Genomic DNA, 15353 nt, shown 5'->3' with positions numbered 1-15353 from the left:
TCCAACTCGGCTGGGGTGAGGCCGTACTTGCGCTTGAAGTAGCTGATCCGACTGCGCTCCGCACGGCATGTCCGGCAGTAGCTGGCCCATCCGGTCCGACGCGGACTTGTTCGGCTCCCATGCGGAGTGCGGCTTGACCTGTTCGCACTGGGGGCATCGCTTGTGCCCACGAGGAACCGGCACCTTGGGCCGGACCTTTTACCCTTGGCCTCCTGACGCTGCCGGTAGTACTCGGCCGAGCACTCCCGGCAGTACGCCTGAAGGCCGTCAGGCATGCCCTTGTTACTGGCGAACGCCGCCCGCGGTAAACACTCCTCGCACCGCGAACAGCGGCTCCCCCGACTGCTCCACTGAAGAAGCCCTGCTTCACCTTAGAATCAAAGGCGAAACTACTCTCCACCCTTCTGAACGAAGGACCTCACGAAATCCTCGGCGTTCTCTTCCAGGACATCATCGATTTCATCGAGAACCGAGTCGACGTCGTCGCTCAGCTTCTCGTGTCGTTCCTTGAGGTCCTCGCCGGCCTGCGCCTCGGGCGCCTGCTCCTCGACCTCTTCGGTGGAACGGGTGGCCTTCTGCTGTCCGCCGCCGGTGTCCTTGGTCGCCATAACCCTCACCCCGCTCAGTTCGCCCGACATGGTCGGCAGGTCGGCTTTCCTGCCGATCGGTCATGATCAGACCCTACAAGCCGGGTCTGACATTGGCCCCGTTGTTTCGACAACGTCCGGGAACCACCTCGATGATTCCCGGACGGCGCTGTTTCCACCCTGCCCGGCTGATCGGGTTCGAACCCCGGTTCAGCCGCCGGACAGGACCTTGACCAGGTCTTCTGCCGTGCGGCAGCGGTCCAGGAGCTCCTTGACGTGATTTCGCGTTCCGCGAAGGGGTTCGAGGGTTGGAACCCGCTGGAGCGAATCCCGGCCCGGAAGATCGAAGATCACGGAGTCCCAGGAGGCGGCCGCGACGTCGTCGGCGTACTGCTCCAGGCAGCGGCCGCGGAAGTACGCGCGGGTGTCCTCCGGCGGCTTCGTACGCGCCCGCTCGACCTCCGTCTCGTCGAGGAGCCGCTTCATCTTGCCGCGGGCCACGAGACGGTTGTAGAGGCCCTTGTCGGCCCGTACGTCGGCGTACTGGAGGTCGACCAGGTGAAGCCGGGCGGCGTCCCAGTCGAGGCCGTCACGGCGGCGGTAGCCCTCCATGAGTTCCCGCTTGGCGACCCAGTCGAGTTCGCCGGAGAGGCTCATGGGGTCGTGCTCCAGGCGGTTGAGCGTGTCCTCCCAGCGGCTGAGGACGTCCTTGGTCTGGTCGTCGGCGTCCGCGCCGAACCGCTCCTCGATGTACTTGCGCGCCAGCTCGTAGTACTCCATCTGGAGCTGCACGGCGGTCAGCGTGCGTCCGCTGCGCAGTGTGATGAGGCGTTGCAGCGTCGGGTCGTGGGAGACCTGGTGGAGGGTGCGTACGGGCTGGTCGACGGCGAGGTCGACGGCGATGAAGCCGTCCTCGATCATGGAGAGGACGAGGGCGGTGGTGCCCAGCTTCAGGTAGGTGGAGATCTCCGAGAGGTTCGCGTCGCCGATGATCACGTGGAGGCGGCGGTACTTCTCGGCGTCCGCGTGGGGTTCGTCGCGGGTGTTGATGATGGGGCGCTTGAGGGTGGTCTCCAGGCCGACCTCGACCTCGAAGTAGTCGGCGCGCTGGCTGAGCTGGAAGCCGTGTTCGTGGCCGTCCTGGCCGATGCCGACGCGTCCGGCGCCGGCGAAGACCTGGCGGGAGACGAAGAACGGCGTGAGGTGGCGCACGATGTCCGAGAAGGGGGTCTCCCGCTTCATCAGGTAGTTCTCGTGCGTGCCGTAGGAGGCGCCCTTGTTGTCGGTGTTGTTCTTGTAGAGGTGGATCGGCTGTGCGCCGGGGAGCTGGGCCGCCCGTTCGGCGGCTTCGGCCATGATCCGTTCGCCGGCCTTGTCCCAGAGGACGGCGTCCCGGGGGTTGGTGACCTCGGGGGCGCTGTATTCGGGGTGTGCGTGGTCGACGTAGAGGCGTGCTCCGTTGGTGAGGATGACGTTGGCCAGGCCGATGTCCTCGTCGGTGAGCTGGCTGGAGTCGGCGGCCTCACGGGCGAGGTCGAAGCCTCGCGCGTCCCTCAGCGGGTTCTCCTCCTCGAAGTCCCAGCGGGCCCGGCGGGCCCGGTGCATCGCCGCGGCGTAGGCGTTGACGATCTGGGACGAGGTGAGCATGGCATTGGCATTGGGGTGGCCGGGGACGGAGATCCCGTACTCCGTCTCGATGCCCATTACTCGCCGTACGGTCATGCGGCCCTCCTTGCCCGGCGGCGCCCTCGGTCGGGGACGCCGCTCAAGTACCGCTGGCGCTCCGGTGCGTGTGCGGTGCCCGTCCCCGCACTGCGCGACTCGGCGGTACGAACGAGCCTAGAACGGCTTCGCGCTGGTGGGGAGATCATTTGCGTCATTGACTGCTCCAGCCGTGACCCGAAAAACAGTCGGCTGCGGGTACCCACTGAGGGCACCCGCAGCCGCCCTGCCTTTTACAGGTACTGTCCGGTGTTCGCCACCGTGTCGATGGAGCGTCCCGTGTCGGCACCCTGCTTTCCGGTGATCAGGGTACGGATGTAAACGATCCGTTCGCCCTTCTTTCCGGAGATTCGGGCCCAGTCGTCCGGGTTGGTGGTGTTGGGCAGGTCCTCGTTCTCCTTGAACTCGTCCACGCAGGCCTGGAGGAGGTGGGAGACGCGGAGGCCCTTCTGGTTCTTCTCCAGGAAGTCCTTGATCGCCATCTTCTTGGCGCGGCCGACGATGTTCTCGATCATGGCGCCACTGTTGAAGTCCTTGAAGTAGAGGACTTCCTTGTCTCCGTTGGCGTAGGTGACTTCCAGGAAGCGGTTCTCCTCGGATTCGGCGTACATGTGTTCCACTGCCGTCTGGATCATGCTCTCGACGGTGGTGGCCTTGCTGCCGCCGTGCTCGCCGAGGTCGTCGGAGTGCAGCGGGAGGCGCTCGGTGAGGTACTTGCCGAAGATGTCCTTGGCGGCCTCGGCGTCGGGACGCTCGATCTTGATCTTCACGTCGAGTCGGCCGGGGCGCAGGATGGCGGGGTCGATCATGTCCTCGCGGTTGGAGGCGCCGATCACGACCACGTTCTGCAGGCCTTCCACGCCGTCGATCTCGGCGAGCAGCTGGGGGACGATGGTGTTCTCCACGTCCGAGCTGACACCGGATCCACGGGTGCGGAAGAGGGATTCCATTTCGTCGAAGAAGACGATGACGGGGGTGCCCTCGCTGGCCTTCTCCCTCGCACGCTGGAAGACGAGGCGGATCTGCCGCTCGGTCTCGCCGACGTACTTGTTGAGGAGCTCGGGTCCCTTGATGTTGAGGAAGAAGCTCTTGCCCGCGGCCTGGCCGGTCACTTCCGCGACCTTCTTGGCCAGTGAGTTGGCCACGGCCTTGGCGATGAGCGTCTTGCCGCATCCGGGGGGCCCGTAGAGGAGGACGCCCTTGGGCGGCCTCAGCTCGTGCTCCTTGAAGAGGTCGGGGTAGAGGTACGGGAGCTCGACCGCGTCGCGGATGGCCTCGATCTGGCCGCCGAGGCCGCCGATCTGTTCGTAGCCGATGTCCGGGACCTCTTCGAGGACGAGTTCCTCGACCTCGCTCTTCGGGACGATCTCGTAGACGTAGCCGGATCGGGGTTCGAGCAGCAGGGCGTCGCCGGGGCGGATGGTGACGTCCAGCAGCGGCTCGGCGAGCCGTACCACCCGTTCCTCGTCGGTGTGCCCGAGCACCAGGGCGCGCTCGCCGTCCTCGAGGATCTCCTTGAGGGTGACGATGTCCCCGACGCGCTCGAACTCCATGGCTTCGACCACGTTGAGCGCTTCGTTGAGCATGACTTCCTGGCCGCGCCGGAGCTCTTCCAGGTCCACGCTCGGGCTGACGTTCACGCGGAGCTTTCGGCCTCCGGTGAAGATGTCGGCCGTGCCGTCCTCGTTCGCCGTGAGGAAGACACCGAAGCCGGCCGGGGGCTGTGCGAGCCGGTCGACTTCTTCCTTGAGGGCCACGATCTGGTCGCGGGCCTCACGGAGCGTGTTGGCGAGCCGCTCGTTCTGTGCGGACACGCCGGCCAGGTTGGTCTGCAGCTCGACGATCCGCTCTTCGAGAATCCTCGTGTGTCGCGGAGAGTCGGCGAGCTTGCGTCGCAGGACGGCGATCTCCTGCTCAAGGTAGGCAATCTGCCCGGCCGGGTCGTCGGACCCTCGTCCCGGGCGGATGCCGCGGTTCATGTCGTCGTCGTGGGCTGCCACGGTCCTCACCTCCTCCAAGGGGAGCTGGACGCTTCCAGACCCTACCTGGGTGGGTGTCGATTGAAACCCCTAGATCACAAAGACGGTCGGGGTGTGTCCGATCTTCACCCTTGCGCTCTCCCTCACGCCAGGGGAATACCCACGGAACATGATTGGGAAGCCGGTCCGGGTAGGGTCGAAGTGTTCAACACCCGTCAGGGCCTGCATGGTTCCCGACCGTGGCGAGAGGAATGGCAGGAGAGATGACCGTGCAACAGGAGTCCGGGACCGTGGGCGAGGCGCTCGAGGTCTGGATCGACCAGGACCTGTGCACCGGTGACGGTATCTGCGCGCAGTACGCGCCCGAGGTGTTCGAGCTGGACATCGACGGGCTGGCGTATGTGAAGAGCGTGGACGACGAGTTGCTGCAGGCTCCGGGGGCGACGACGCCGGTTCCGCTGCCGCTTCTGACGGACGTGGTGGACTCGGCGAAGGAGTGTCCGGGCGAGTGCATCCATGTACGTCGGGTTTCGGACAGGGTCGAGGTGTACGGCCCGGACGCGGAGTGACCGGGCGGCCACTCCCCGCCATGCCGTGTCTGGTTTCTCACACCGGGTTTGCCGGGTGATCACATCCCCTTGGGCGGGGTGTCACACGCTTTGGGTACCTGCGGGTGTCGAGCGTACGAACGCCCCGTTCCGCCACTGCCATTCGACGTCGTCGGTGACGTCGGGGCAGCAATTGGGCACCTTGGGCGAGGAGTAGCCGTGCAGGGTGGCCGTGACGGCTCCGTCACGGACGGCGAAGTCGGTGACGGTGTCGCGGTCCTCGGGGGCGACGAGGGTGGCCACGACGCGGGGCCGTGCGGCGTCGGTGGAGCGGGTGAGCACGTAGACGGCGTCGGGCGGGGTGCCCATGGCGGCGTCGCAGTGGACGACGGCCACGGTCTCGGGGCGGTTGTCGCCGTCGAGGTCTCCGGATGCCTGTTCCTTGATGACGACGTCGACGGGGCCGCAGTCCAGGGGCAGGTCGACGTCGGCGGGGTGGGGGGCGGCGACCGCGGCGGGGGCGGGCTTGGGCCCCGGGCCGGGCTGGGCGGCTCTCGCCGCGTCCGGTTGGAGGGCCGACGACAGGGCCACGACTCCGGCGAGGGCGGTGGCCGTGGCGAGCCAGTGGATCGGGCGGGTGTGCGCGTGTGCCAGTTCCGGGACCGCGGGCTGCTGCACTAGGAGCGTCTCCTGGGAGGGCTGTGGCGGTTGGGATGCCCCGCATGGTGCCACACGTCACAGCGGGGTGGAACGGCGGGGTGCGGGGTTCGCGGGGGCGTTCTGGTGCGCGTCAACGCGAAAGCGGCGTGGCCGAGTTCCCGGGCGCTACGGGGAACTCGGCCACGTCAAGGGTGGGTTGCCGGTGGGGTCAGCGGGCGTTGCCGCCGTCGGCGTTGGGGCCGGCGTAGTCCTCGCCGTAGGCGCCCTTGGCGGGGCGGCGGCGGCGCATGGGGGGCTCGACGCCGTCGGCGAGGCGGCGGGCGGTGAGCAGGAAGCCGGTGTGGCCGATCATGCGGTGGTCCGGGCGGACGGCGAGGCCCTCGATGTGCCAGTTGCGGATCATCGTCTCCCAGGCGGTCGGCTCGTTGAAGCTGCCGATCTCGCGGATGGACTCGACGGTCCGGGCGAGCTGGGTGGTCGTGGCGACGTAGCAGCAGAGGATGCCGCCGGGGACGAGTGCCTTGGAGACGGCCTCCAGGCATTCCCAGGGGGCGAGCATGTCGAGGATGACGCGGTCGACGTCGGTGTCGGACAGGTTGTCCTGGAGGTCGCCGACGGTGAGTTGCCAGGCGGGGTGGGGGCCGCCGAAGTAGCGCTCCACGTTCTGCTGGGCGATCTCGGCGAAGTCCGCGCGGCGCTCGTACGAGTGGAGCATGCCCTGGTCGCCGATGGCGCGCAGCAGGAAGCTGCTGAGCGAGCCGGAGCCGACGCCGGCCTCCACGACGCGGGCGCCGGGGAAGATGTCGGCGAAGGCGAGGATCTGCCCCGCGTCCTTGGGGTAGACCACGGCGGCGCCGCGGGGCATGGACAGGACGTAGTCGGGGAGCAGGGGGCGCAGCGCGAGGTAGGCGACGTTACCGGTGGTGCGGACAACGCTGCCCTCGGGTGCGCCGATCAGCTCGTCGTGAGGGAAGGAACCCTTGTGGGTGTGGAAGTTCTTTCCCTCTTCGAGCGTGAACGTGTAGTGGCGGCCCTTGGGGTCGGTCAGCTGAACCTGGTCCCCGACCTTGAAGGGCCCGCGACGGCGGGCGGCACCGGTCGGTTCGGACATGTGACCAGCCTACCGGTCCCCGACGGGGCCGCGGACCACCGCTGTGCCCGGGTGGTGGGGGGCGTGCGGGTCAGGAGGGCCTGGCCATGGCCTTGACGAAGGCGCGTTCCACGTCGGCGGCGGAGAGGACGCCGTAGATCTCTCCGGTCTCCTCGACGACGAGGTACTCGGTGGCGGGGGTGGCGCGGAGGGCGTCGAGGAGTTCTTCTCCGGCGAGTTCCGCGGAGACGCGCATGCCGTCGGTGAGGTCCTGGGCGAGGCCGCTGACGACGACCCAGGGGCGGCGGTGTTCGGGGACGCCGACGATGGCGGCCTCGCGGACGAGGGAGAGGGGTTCGCCGTCGGCGTCGACGACGACGAGGGCGCGGGCGCCGGCGTCGTTGGCGCGGCGGAGGGCTTCGGAGAGGGGGGTGTCGGTCTCGACGGGGACGGCGCGGCGGGTGAGGGCGCGGGCGCGCAGTTCGGGGAGGTGTTCGCGCAGGCGGGCCATGCGGAGGCTGTTGCCGGCGCCGGTCCAGATGATGGCGGCGAGGATCGCGGCGAGCAGGGCGTCGAGGACGGTGTCCATGCCGACGCTGTCGGTGGCGTCGGCGCCGAGGAGGCCGGACTGGGTGAGCCAGGGCAGTCCGATGAGGACGGAGAGGGCGAGGGCGCGGCCGACCCAGGCGGCGGCGACGGTGCCGCTCATGGGCTTGCCGGTGATCTTCCAGACGACGGCGCGGAGCATGCGGCCGCCGTCGAGGGGGAGGCCGGGGAGGAGGTTGAAGGCGGCGACGATGAGGTTGGAGATCATCAGGCCGGCCAGCAGGACGCCGGGGACGGTGCCGGGTTCCACGGCGAGGAGGGCGAGGTAGAAGACGCCGGCGAGGACGAGGGAGAGGAGGGGGCCCACGAAGGCGAGGACGAATTCGCGGCCGGGGGTCTCGGACTCCTTCTCGATCTCGGAGACGCCGCCGAAGAACTGGAGCTGAATGCGTCGTACGGGGAGTTTGAAGCGGAGGGCGGCGATGGTGTGGGCGAGCTCGTGGACGAGGACGGAGGCGTAGAAGGCGACCGCGAAGAAGAGGGAGACGAGGTAGCGGAGGGCGCCGAGTTCGGGCAGGACGCGGTCGAGTTGGCCGCCGAAGACCCAGGTGATGAGGGCGGCGACGAGGAACCAGCTGGGCGCGACGTACACGGGTACGCCGAAGGGACGCCCCATGAGGATGCCGCCGCCGGGCTCCTTGGGCCGCTCGGGAGGCTTGGGCCCGCCGCCGTGGGCGTAGGGCCGCGCGGTACTGGCGGTGTCCTCGGACGCGGCGGAGGACCCGGCCGAGGGGCCCTTGCGCAGGGAGGCGGGGCCGTCCGTCGAGTGGGGCGCGTCGGGCCGCTGGGAGCCCTCGGAGGACGGCGTGTCCGCGGCTCGCCGGTGGTCCTCCGGAGGGAGGGCGTCCGCGGGCCGCCGGGGGCTGTCGGCCGGGCGGGGTTCCTCGGACGGTTGTGTGTCCGCCGAGGGCGCGGGGTGCTCGGAGGGCTGCGCGTCGGCGGGCGACTGGGGGTTCTCGGAGGCGTCCGGTCGCCCAGCCCGGCGGGAGGCCGTCGGAGCCTCGGAACGGCCGTCGGCCGCCGGGTCCTCGGGCTGACCGGCGCCTTCGGCGGCTGCGCGGCGATCCGGTCGGCCGGTGGCGGCCTCGGCGCCCCCGGTGTGGCCCGTGTCCGCGGGGCTCTCGGGAGCGTTCGGCTCACCGGACTCCCCCGCGCCTCCGGCGGCCTCCGGCGTCCGGGCGCCCTCGGTGGCGGCCTGCTTCTCGGCTCGCGCGGCGGCCTTCGTGTCCGCCCCGGTTCCGTCGGTGACGTCCGAGGGTTCGATGGCCTCGGTGCCCTCCGTGGTCTGCGGGTCTCGACGGGGGGCGGGGGTGCCCTCGGGTGTCGGTTCGGCAGGGTTGGTGGGGGCGAGGTCGGCGGTGTGGGTGGTCTCGCCGTCCGTGTGTTCGGTCGCGTCGTCGTTGCCCGACCGCGGCTGCCCGCTCCCGCCGCTCGTCTCCACGATGTCCCCTCGTTCGAAGCGTCTTCCGCGCCTTTGTCCAGTGGCGGAAGGGTCTGTGGTCGATGCTATGCGGTCGCCGTCATGGGTTCCGCCCCGGCACCCCCTCAGTTTTCCCCGCGTCGCAGCAGGCACACGGCCGTGTCGGTGGACGGGGGCGGTCCGGGGACGCGCGGGCCGGTCGGCATCCGTCGCCGGCGGCCCCGTGGCGGTCACTGTCAGTGGTGGGCCGTATGGTCTGTCGTCATGGAAACCAGCACCGACGGCACCGGCGCCGGCACCGCACCCTCCGGCGCGGTGGACGGCACCGGCGAAGAGGGCGCGCGCCCCGCGCGGGAGGCGGCGCCCCCGGCCTCGTTGTCGCCCTCGCGGGCCAGTGACTTCATGCAGTGTCCGCTGCTGTACCGGTTCCGGGTGATCGACCGGCTGCCGGAGAAGCCGAGCGAGGCGGCGACGCGGGGCACCCTGGTGCACGCGGTGCTTGAGCGGCTGTTCGACGCGCCGGCGGCGGAGCGGACGGCACCGAAGGCCAAGTCGCTGGTGCCGGCGCAGTGGGACCGGCTGCGGGAGTCGCGGCCGGAGGTCGTGGAGCTGTTCGCGGACGACCCGGAGGGCGAGCGGCTCGCGGGCTGGCTGGCGGAGGCCGAGCGGCTGGTGGAGCGCTGGTTCACGCTGGAGGACCCGACCCGGTTGGAGCCGGTCGAGCGGGAGTTGTTCGTGGAGGCGGAGCTGGATTCGGGGCTCAGGCTGCGCGGGATCATCGACCGGGTGGACGTGGCGCCGACGGGTGAGGTGCGGATCGTCGACTACAAGACGGGGAAGGCACCGCGGCCCGAGTACGCGGAGGGCGCGCTGTTCCAGATGAAGTTCTACGCGCTGGTGGTGTGGCGGCTGAAGCGGGTGGTGCCGCGCCGGCTGCAGCTGGTGTATCTGGGCAGCGGTGATGTGCTGACGTACGACCCGGTGATGGCCGATCTGGAGCGGGTGGAGCGCAAGCTGCTGGCGCTGTGGGAGGCGATCCGGCTGGCGACGGAGACCGGCGAGTGGCGGCCCCGGCCGACGAAACTGTGCGGCTGGTGCGACCACCGGGCGGTGTGTCCGGAATTCGGTGGTACTCCCCCGCCGTATCCCTTGCAGGTGAGGTCGCCGGAGTCTCCCTCCTAGGGCCGGTCGTTTGGATCACGCCTGGGCCTCGGGGATTGGCACGCCCATCTGCGGCGTTGTCGTCGGTCCCCGACTCCCCCGTCGCGTTGACTTCCTCCTCCGCCTTGCTGCTGCACGCGCCAAGCCCCGCTCATCGGCAGTTGTCAACGTGCCGTAGCCCGAAAACCGGCATGATCCAAACGACAGACCCTGGGCGCAGGGCAGAATGGGCCCGGACTAGCGAAGGAGATTTTCGTGGCCATCCGCGTCCTACTGGTTGACGACCAGCCGCTGCTGCGTACCGGCTTCCGGATGATTCTGGAGGCGGAGCAGGACCTCGCGGTCGTCGGGGAGGCCGGAGACGGCCTGCAGGCGCTCGACCAGGTGCGGGCGTTGCAGCCCGATGTGGTTCTGATGGACATTCGTATGCCCCGTATGGACGGGGTGGAGGCGACCCGTCAGATCACCGGTCCCGGGCGGGACGGTCCGGCGAAGGTGCTGGTGCTGACCACGTTCGATCTGGACGAGTACGTGGTGGAGGCGTTGCGGGCGGGGGCCAGCGGATTCCTGTTGAAGGACGCCCCCGCGCATGAGCTGGTGCAGGCGATCCGGGTGGTCGCGGGCGGTGAGGCGATGCTGGCGCCGAGCATCACACGCCGCCTCCTCGACAAGTACGCGGAGCATCTTCCGTCGGGGGACGAGCCGGTGCCGGACACGTTGCACACGCTGACCGACCGTGAGGTCGAGGTGCTGAAGCTGGTGGCGCGGGGTCTGTCGAACGCGGAGATCGCGGCCGATCTGTTCGTCAGCGAGACGACGGTGAAGACGCATGTGGGGCATGTGCTCACCAAGTTGGGGCTGCGGGACCGGGTGCAGGCGGCGGTGTACGCGTACGAGAGCGGGCTGGTGCGGCCCGGCGCGCAGTAGCGGGCGCCGGGGTGGACGACGTGCCGAGGGCGCCCTCTTCGTGGTGAAGGGGACGCCCTCGGGTGTTGACGGGGGGGGTGGTTCGTCGACGGCTGGTGGGCCGTCAGGGGTGGGCCGTCAGCCCTTGCTGATCTCCCAGAAGCGGAACACGGTGGACGCGTCGAGGCAGTACTCGAGGCCGTAGACGTTCTGGCGGATGACGGCGTACTGCTTGGCCTGCCAGACGGGGAGGAGGGGGACCTCCTCGGCGACGAGGTTCTGCAGTTCGGCGTATTCCTGCTCGGTGGCGGAGCGGTCGCTCTGGGCGGCCGTGCTCGGCAGGAGATCACCGGTGATGGTCTTGTTGGTGTAGTTGTTGTCGAGGACGTTGCCCTTGCCGAAGAAGGGGCTGGTGAAGTTGTCGGGGTCCGGGTAGTCCGGGACCCAGCCCTTGACGTAGAGGCCGTACTTGCCGGCGGCTATGTCCTTCTCGTACTGGGGGAACGCGACGGACTTGACCTTCGCGTCGAACAGGCCGGAGTCGTTGAGCTGCTTGGCGATGGCCTCGAGCTCCTGGTCGGTGGAGGGGCCGTAGCGGGACGGCGTGGACCAGAGGGTGAGTTCGACCTTGTCGGTGATGCCGTCGGCACGCAGGGCGGCCTCGGCCTTGGCCTTCGAGGGGCGGGCGCCGTAGGTGTCGAAGAAGGCGGTGTTGTGGCCGGTGATGCCCGCCGGGATGATCGAGTACAGCGGGGTGGCGGTGCCCTGGTAGACCTCGTCGACGAGGGCCTCGCGGTCGAGGAGGTGGGCGATGGCGCGGCGGACGCCGATCTTGCCGGTGACCGGGTCGTTCATGTTGAAGACCAGGTGCTGGACCTCGGCGCCGGTGCCGTCGACGAGTTCGACGCCGCTGGCGGTGGAGGTGTCGGTCTCGATGTCGGAGATGGCTCCGGCGCTGAGGCCGCGGAAGGCGACGTCGACCTCGCCCTCCAGGAGGGCCTTCTTCAGGGCGTCCTGCTTGCCGTGGAAGAACTTGAGGGTGATGCCCTCGTTCTCGATGTCGGCGGGGCCCTTGTAGTTGTCGTTGACGGCGAAGACGGCTTCGTCCTTGCCGAAGGACTCCAGCTTGTAGGGGCCGGAGCCGACCGCTTCGCCGTCCTTGCGGAGGCCGTCGGCGTCGTAGGAGCTCTCGTCGACGATGGCGCCGGCGCCGGAGGCGATCTTGCTGGGGAAGGTGGCGTCGGCGTACTTCAGGTTGAAGCGGACGGTGGTGTCGTCCGGCGTCTCGACGTTGTCGAGCATGGGGAACATGATCGCCGGGCCGGCGTCGTCGTTGATCTTCAGCATGCGGTCGAAGGAGAACTTGACGTCCTTCGCGGTGAGGTCCTCACCGTTGCTGAACTTCAGGCCCTTCTTCAGGGTGCATTCGTAGACGGTGGTCCTGGAGTCGGCGAAGGAGCACTCGTCGGCGAGCTCCGGCTCGGGCTCGGTGGCGCCGTTGGGGAAGCTCAGCAGCGACTGGAAGACGTTGTTGAAGAGGAGCCAGGAACCCGGGTCGTAGCCGGAGGCGGGGTCGGTGGCCAGGACGTCGTCGGTCATCCCGAGCACCACGTTGGAGCCGGAGTCCCCGGTCCCCCCGGATTCGGAGCCGCAGCCGGTCAGCAGGCCGGCGGCCAGCCCTGTCGCGATGGTCAGGACGGGCCACTGGGTGCGCATGTTCACGTGTGAGTGCCTTGTGTCGTCGTCGGGTGTCGGGACGCGCCGGGCTCCCCCGGGTGTCGGCGCGCGTGGGTGAAGAGTGACGGTCAGTCGCCGATGCCGCGGCCGAGCTGCCACAGCTGGAGCGTGGAGGCGGAGTTGAGGGCGTACTCGGCGCCGGTGACGTCGTCGCGGGCGGCGACGTACTGGTTGCCCTGCCACAGCGGGAGGATCGGCACGTCGTCGGCGACGATGTCCTGGATGCCGGTGAGGCTCTCGGAGGCCGTGAGCCGGTCGGCCTCGCGGCGGGACTCGGGGATCAGCTTGCTGCGGATCTCGCTGTTGTCGTACGGCGAGTTGAGGAAGTTGTCCTTGTCGAGGAAGGGCGCGAGGTAGTTGTCGGCGTCCGGGAAGTCCGGGAACCAGCCCATGCCGTAGACGGCGTACTCGCCCTTCTGTTCGGCGGGGCGGAACGTGGACCAGGGCGCGCCCTTGATGGTGACGTCGAACAGGCCGCTGTCGTCGAGTTGCTTCTTCAGGACCTCGAACTCGGTCTTCGTGGCGGCGCCGTAGTGGTCGGTCGTGTAGTGCAGGGTCAGCTTGACCGGGGTGGTGATGCCGGCCTGCTTCAGGGTCTCGGTGGCCTTGGAGACGCTGGGGTCGCCGTACTTGTTGAAGAACGAGTTGGAGTGGCCGGTGATGCCGGTCGGGACGATCGAGAAGAGGGGCTCGGACTGGGAGCCGTAGACCTTGGAGACGAGTGCGCCGCGGTCGACGATCTGGGCGACGGCCCGGCGGACGGCGGTGCTCCTGACCGGGGACGCGTCGGTGTTGAAGGCGAGGTAGCGGATCTCCAGGCCGGAGGACTCGATGAGGTCGATGTCCTTGTCCTCGGACTTGGCGTACTTGTCGATCTGAGCCGGCGTCATGGTCCGGGTCATCAGGTCGATGTCGCCCTTCTCGAGCGCGCTGCCCATGGCGTCGGGGTCGGCGAAGGAACGCAGTTCGATCTGGTCGTTCTTAGGGTCCAAGTGGCCCCGGTAGTGGGGGTTCTTGGTGAAGACGGCCTTGACGAGTTCGTTGTTCTCGACCTCGGCGTCCAGGGTGTAGGGGCCGGAGCCGTCGACCTTGAAGCCGTCGCGGAGCTTGTCCTTGTCGTAGTCGGCGGGGTTGACGATGCCGGCGACGGGAGTGGACAGCTTGTACGGGAGCGTGGCGTCGGGGCCGTTGAGGTGGAAGATGACCTGCTTGTCGCCCTTGGTCTCGACGAGGTCGATGGTGGACAGCAGGGCGAAGACACCGCTGTCGGCCTTGATGGAGCGGGCGCGGTCGATGGAGAACTTGACGTCCTCGGCGGTGATCGGGCTGCCGTCGGCGAACTTGAGGCCGTCGCGCAGGGTGCAGACGTAGCGCTCACTGCCGGTGTCGGTGAAGCCGCAGCGGGAGGCGGCCTCGGGCTCCGGCTCGCCGTCGCCGCTGGGCTGGACGAGGAGGGTCTGGACGGTCTGGCGGAGGATGTTCCAGGTGCCGACGTCGTAGGCGTAGGCCGGGTCGATCGGGGCCGGGGCCTCCTTCGAGGCGGTGAACCGGTCGGTGGTGCCGACGACGATCGCGTCGCCGTCGCTGCTCGCGCCGTCGGTGGCGCCGCAGGCGGCGATCACCGGGGCGAGCAGGCCGAGGACGGCCGGCAGCACCAGGGTCTTGCGGTTCATGCTCGAGTTTCTCCAGAGCTCAATTCCGGGGCGGGTGCCTGCGGGGTGGTGCGGGCGGGTCCCGGGCGGTACGGCGATGTTTCCGCGTCGAGATTAGCCCGCCCCGTGTAAGGCGCCCGCGCGCACCGGAGTTGAGTTCCCCTCACGCTGTGGAGCCGGGTGTGGACGCACGGATGAGAGCGCCGGTGGAATGTTTGGTGCACCCTACACCAATCGGGACACTTGGGCGCGTCAATCGCCCCTGAAAGCGGGTTTTGGACGTGCCGGACCCGGCCGCGCGAGCCGGGTCCGAGTGGTCAACGTCACAGGCCGAGGGGGCTTCCCGATGGCGGGAATTGAGTTTCCCCGGCCGGAATTCCGGGGCGACGGAAGCCCCGTTAATGATCTTGAGTTTTATTGTGCTTTCAATTGTTCACGCTGGGTGCATGAACGGGCCCATTTCCGTCGCCGTCAGAGCGTGATCAGGCCGTGCAGGAATGGCAGGTCGACTTCTTCCAGCGAGGTCACGACGGTACGCCGGGCGGCGGGGGGGATGGGGGCCACGGAGGGCACGGCGACGACATGGCAGCCCGCCGCCTCGGCGGCCGCGACACCGGTCGCGGTGTCCTCGATGACCGCGCACCGGCCCGGGTCGGCGCCGAGCCCGGCGGCCGCCAGGAGGTAGGGGTCGGGAAACGGCTTGGTGCGTTCCACCTCGTCGCCGGCGACGGTCAGGGCGAAGTGCTGAGGGCCGAGAGTGGTCAGGACGCGGTCGATGATGCGCCGGTGGGAGGCGGATACCAGGGCGGTGGGGACACCGTGCGCGGCGAGTTCGGCGAGGAGTCTCGCCGCGCCGGGCATCAGCGGCAGGGCGTGTCCGATCCGGGCCTCGAAGCCGTCGTTGAGCAGCACGGACAGGTCGGCGAGGGTGATGTCGGCGCCGGTGGCCTCGATGAGGAAGCCCGCGCTGCGGCTCATGGGGCCGCCGACCACGACATGGCGCCAGGACTCGTCGAGGGTGTGGCCGAGGGAGCGGAAGACCTCGACCTCCACGTCCCACCAGAAACCCTCGGTGTCCACCAGGGTGCCGTCCATGTCGAGGAGCACGGCCTGCAGGGCGGAGCCTTCGGCCGTCCGGGTTCCTAGCGCGGGGATCGTCGTGGTCATCCGGCGCACCTCCTTGTGGGACGAGCAGGCCGGTTCCCGGGTGGGGAACCGGCCTGCGGTGGACCGACCAGTGTACGACGCCGTGCGCCGAAGCGCCCTTCGTCCGGGTCGCGGCAGG

The 15353-nt window shown here is 69.1% G+C and carries 12 protein-coding genes; 3 read left to right on the top strand and 9 right to left on the bottom strand.

Annotated elements, in window-relative coordinates; genetic code table 11:
- Positions 1 to 389 precede the first annotated feature (389 nt).
- The 3 genes from ACZ4Z3_RS23790 to arc all read right to left on the bottom strand — a co-directional run bounded on the left by ACZ4Z3_RS23790 (position 390) and on the right by arc (position 4309).
- Entirely contained in the window at positions 390 to 608 is a 219-nt protein-coding gene (locus tag ACZ4Z3_RS23790) for a ubiquitin-like protein Pup (RefSeq protein WP_055540795.1), read from the bottom strand.
- Positions 609 to 797: 189 nt separating this feature from the next.
- Positions 798 to 2309 carry a depupylase/deamidase Dop gene (gene dop / locus ACZ4Z3_RS23785; protein WP_468502896.1) on the bottom strand — a complete coding sequence of 504 codons (1512 nt, stop codon included), beginning with the start codon at positions 2307 to 2309 and terminating at the stop codon, positions 798 to 800.
- 233 nt (positions 2310 to 2542) lie between these two features.
- Positions 2543 to 4309 carry a proteasome ATPase gene (arc, locus tag ACZ4Z3_RS23780; RefSeq protein WP_468502895.1) on the bottom strand — a complete coding sequence of 589 codons (1767 nt, stop codon included), beginning with the start codon at positions 4307 to 4309 and terminating at the stop codon, positions 2543 to 2545.
- A 242-nt stretch (positions 4310 to 4551) separates the two neighbouring features.
- Here arc and ACZ4Z3_RS23775 point away from each other — a divergent pair, with 242 nt between their 5' ends.
- A complete protein-coding gene (locus tag ACZ4Z3_RS23775; RefSeq protein WP_099965623.1) occupies positions 4552 to 4857 on the top strand; it encodes a ferredoxin in 306 nt (101 codons plus the stop codon).
- Positions 4858 to 4938: 81 nt separating this feature from the next.
- On the opposite strand, the gene ACZ4Z3_RS23770 is transcribed toward ACZ4Z3_RS23775, so the two are convergent.
- The 3 genes from ACZ4Z3_RS23770 to ACZ4Z3_RS23760 form a co-directional block, all read right to left on the bottom strand.
- Positions 4939 to 5514: a hypothetical protein gene (locus ACZ4Z3_RS23770; protein ID WP_468502894.1), complete on the bottom strand. Its 576-nt coding sequence runs from the start codon at positions 5512 to 5514 to the stop codon at positions 4939 to 4941.
- Positions 5515 to 5704: 190 nt separating this feature from the next.
- Entirely contained in the window at positions 5705 to 6607 is a 903-nt protein-coding gene (locus ACZ4Z3_RS23765; RefSeq protein ID WP_099965625.1) for a tRNA (adenine-N1)-methyltransferase, read from the bottom strand.
- Between the two features lie 70 nt (positions 6608 to 6677).
- Positions 6678 to 8633: a site-2 protease family protein gene (locus tag ACZ4Z3_RS23760; protein ID WP_468502893.1), complete on the bottom strand. Its 1956-nt coding sequence runs from the start codon at positions 8631 to 8633 to the stop codon at positions 6678 to 6680.
- A gap of 243 nt (positions 8634 to 8876) precedes the next feature.
- On the opposite strand from ACZ4Z3_RS23760, the gene ACZ4Z3_RS23755 reads away from it, so the two are divergent.
- On the top strand, positions 8877 to 9794 hold the full coding sequence (locus ACZ4Z3_RS23755) for a RecB family exonuclease (RefSeq protein ID WP_468502892.1): 918 nt from the start codon (positions 8877 to 8879) through the stop codon (positions 9792 to 9794).
- Between the two features lie 234 nt (positions 9795 to 10028).
- A complete protein-coding gene (locus ACZ4Z3_RS23750; protein WP_055523022.1) occupies positions 10029 to 10700 on the top strand; it encodes a response regulator in 672 nt (223 codons plus the stop codon).
- Between the two features lie 117 nt (positions 10701 to 10817).
- Here ACZ4Z3_RS23750 and ACZ4Z3_RS23745 read toward each other — a convergent pair whose 3' ends face one another.
- The 3 genes from ACZ4Z3_RS23745 to ACZ4Z3_RS23735 form a co-directional block, all read right to left on the bottom strand.
- Positions 10818 to 12401: an ABC transporter substrate-binding protein gene (locus ACZ4Z3_RS23745; protein WP_468502891.1), complete on the bottom strand. Its 1584-nt coding sequence runs from the start codon at positions 12399 to 12401 to the stop codon at positions 10818 to 10820.
- Positions 12402 to 12484: 83 nt separating this feature from the next.
- On the bottom strand, positions 12485 to 14089 hold the full coding sequence (locus tag ACZ4Z3_RS23740) for an ABC transporter substrate-binding protein (protein WP_468502890.1): 1605 nt from the start codon (positions 14087 to 14089) through the stop codon (positions 12485 to 12487).
- Between the two features lie 450 nt (positions 14090 to 14539).
- Positions 14540 to 15235 carry an HAD family hydrolase gene (locus ACZ4Z3_RS23735; protein ID WP_468502889.1) on the bottom strand — a complete coding sequence of 232 codons (696 nt, stop codon included), beginning with the start codon at positions 15233 to 15235 and terminating at the stop codon, positions 14540 to 14542.
- Between the last annotated feature and the right edge of the window lie 118 nt (positions 15236 to 15353).

It is taken from the genome of Streptomyces sp. NPDC030296 (genome assembly GCF_055572815.1).
The sequence above is the reverse complement of the archived record's forward strand: the minus strand, read 5'-3'. Positions and strand labels throughout refer to the sequence as shown.

Coding starts and splice junctions, on each gene's coding strand:
- ACZ4Z3_RS23735 (WP_468502889.1), bottom strand. CDS start 15,235: ATGACCACGACGATCCCCGCGCTAGGAACCCGGACGGCCGAAGGCTCC.
- ACZ4Z3_RS23790 (WP_055540795.1), bottom strand. CDS start 608: ATGGCGACCAAGGACACCGGCGGCGGACAGCAGAAGGCCACCCGTTCC.
- ACZ4Z3_RS23740 (WP_468502890.1), bottom strand. CDS start 14,089: ATGAACCGCAAGACCCTGGTGCTGCCGGCCGTCCTCGGCCTGCTCGCC.
- ACZ4Z3_RS23755 (WP_468502892.1), top strand. CDS start 8,877: ATGGAAACCAGCACCGACGGCACCGGCGCCGGCACCGCACCCTCCGGC.
- dop (WP_468502896.1), bottom strand. CDS start 2,309: ATGACCGTACGGCGAGTAATGGGCATCGAGACGGAGTACGGGATCTCC.
- ACZ4Z3_RS23765 (WP_099965625.1), bottom strand. CDS start 6,607: ATGTCCGAACCGACCGGTGCCGCCCGCCGTCGCGGGCCCTTCAAGGTC.
- ACZ4Z3_RS23775 (WP_099965623.1), top strand. CDS start 4,552: ATGACCGTGCAACAGGAGTCCGGGACCGTGGGCGAGGCGCTCGAGGTC.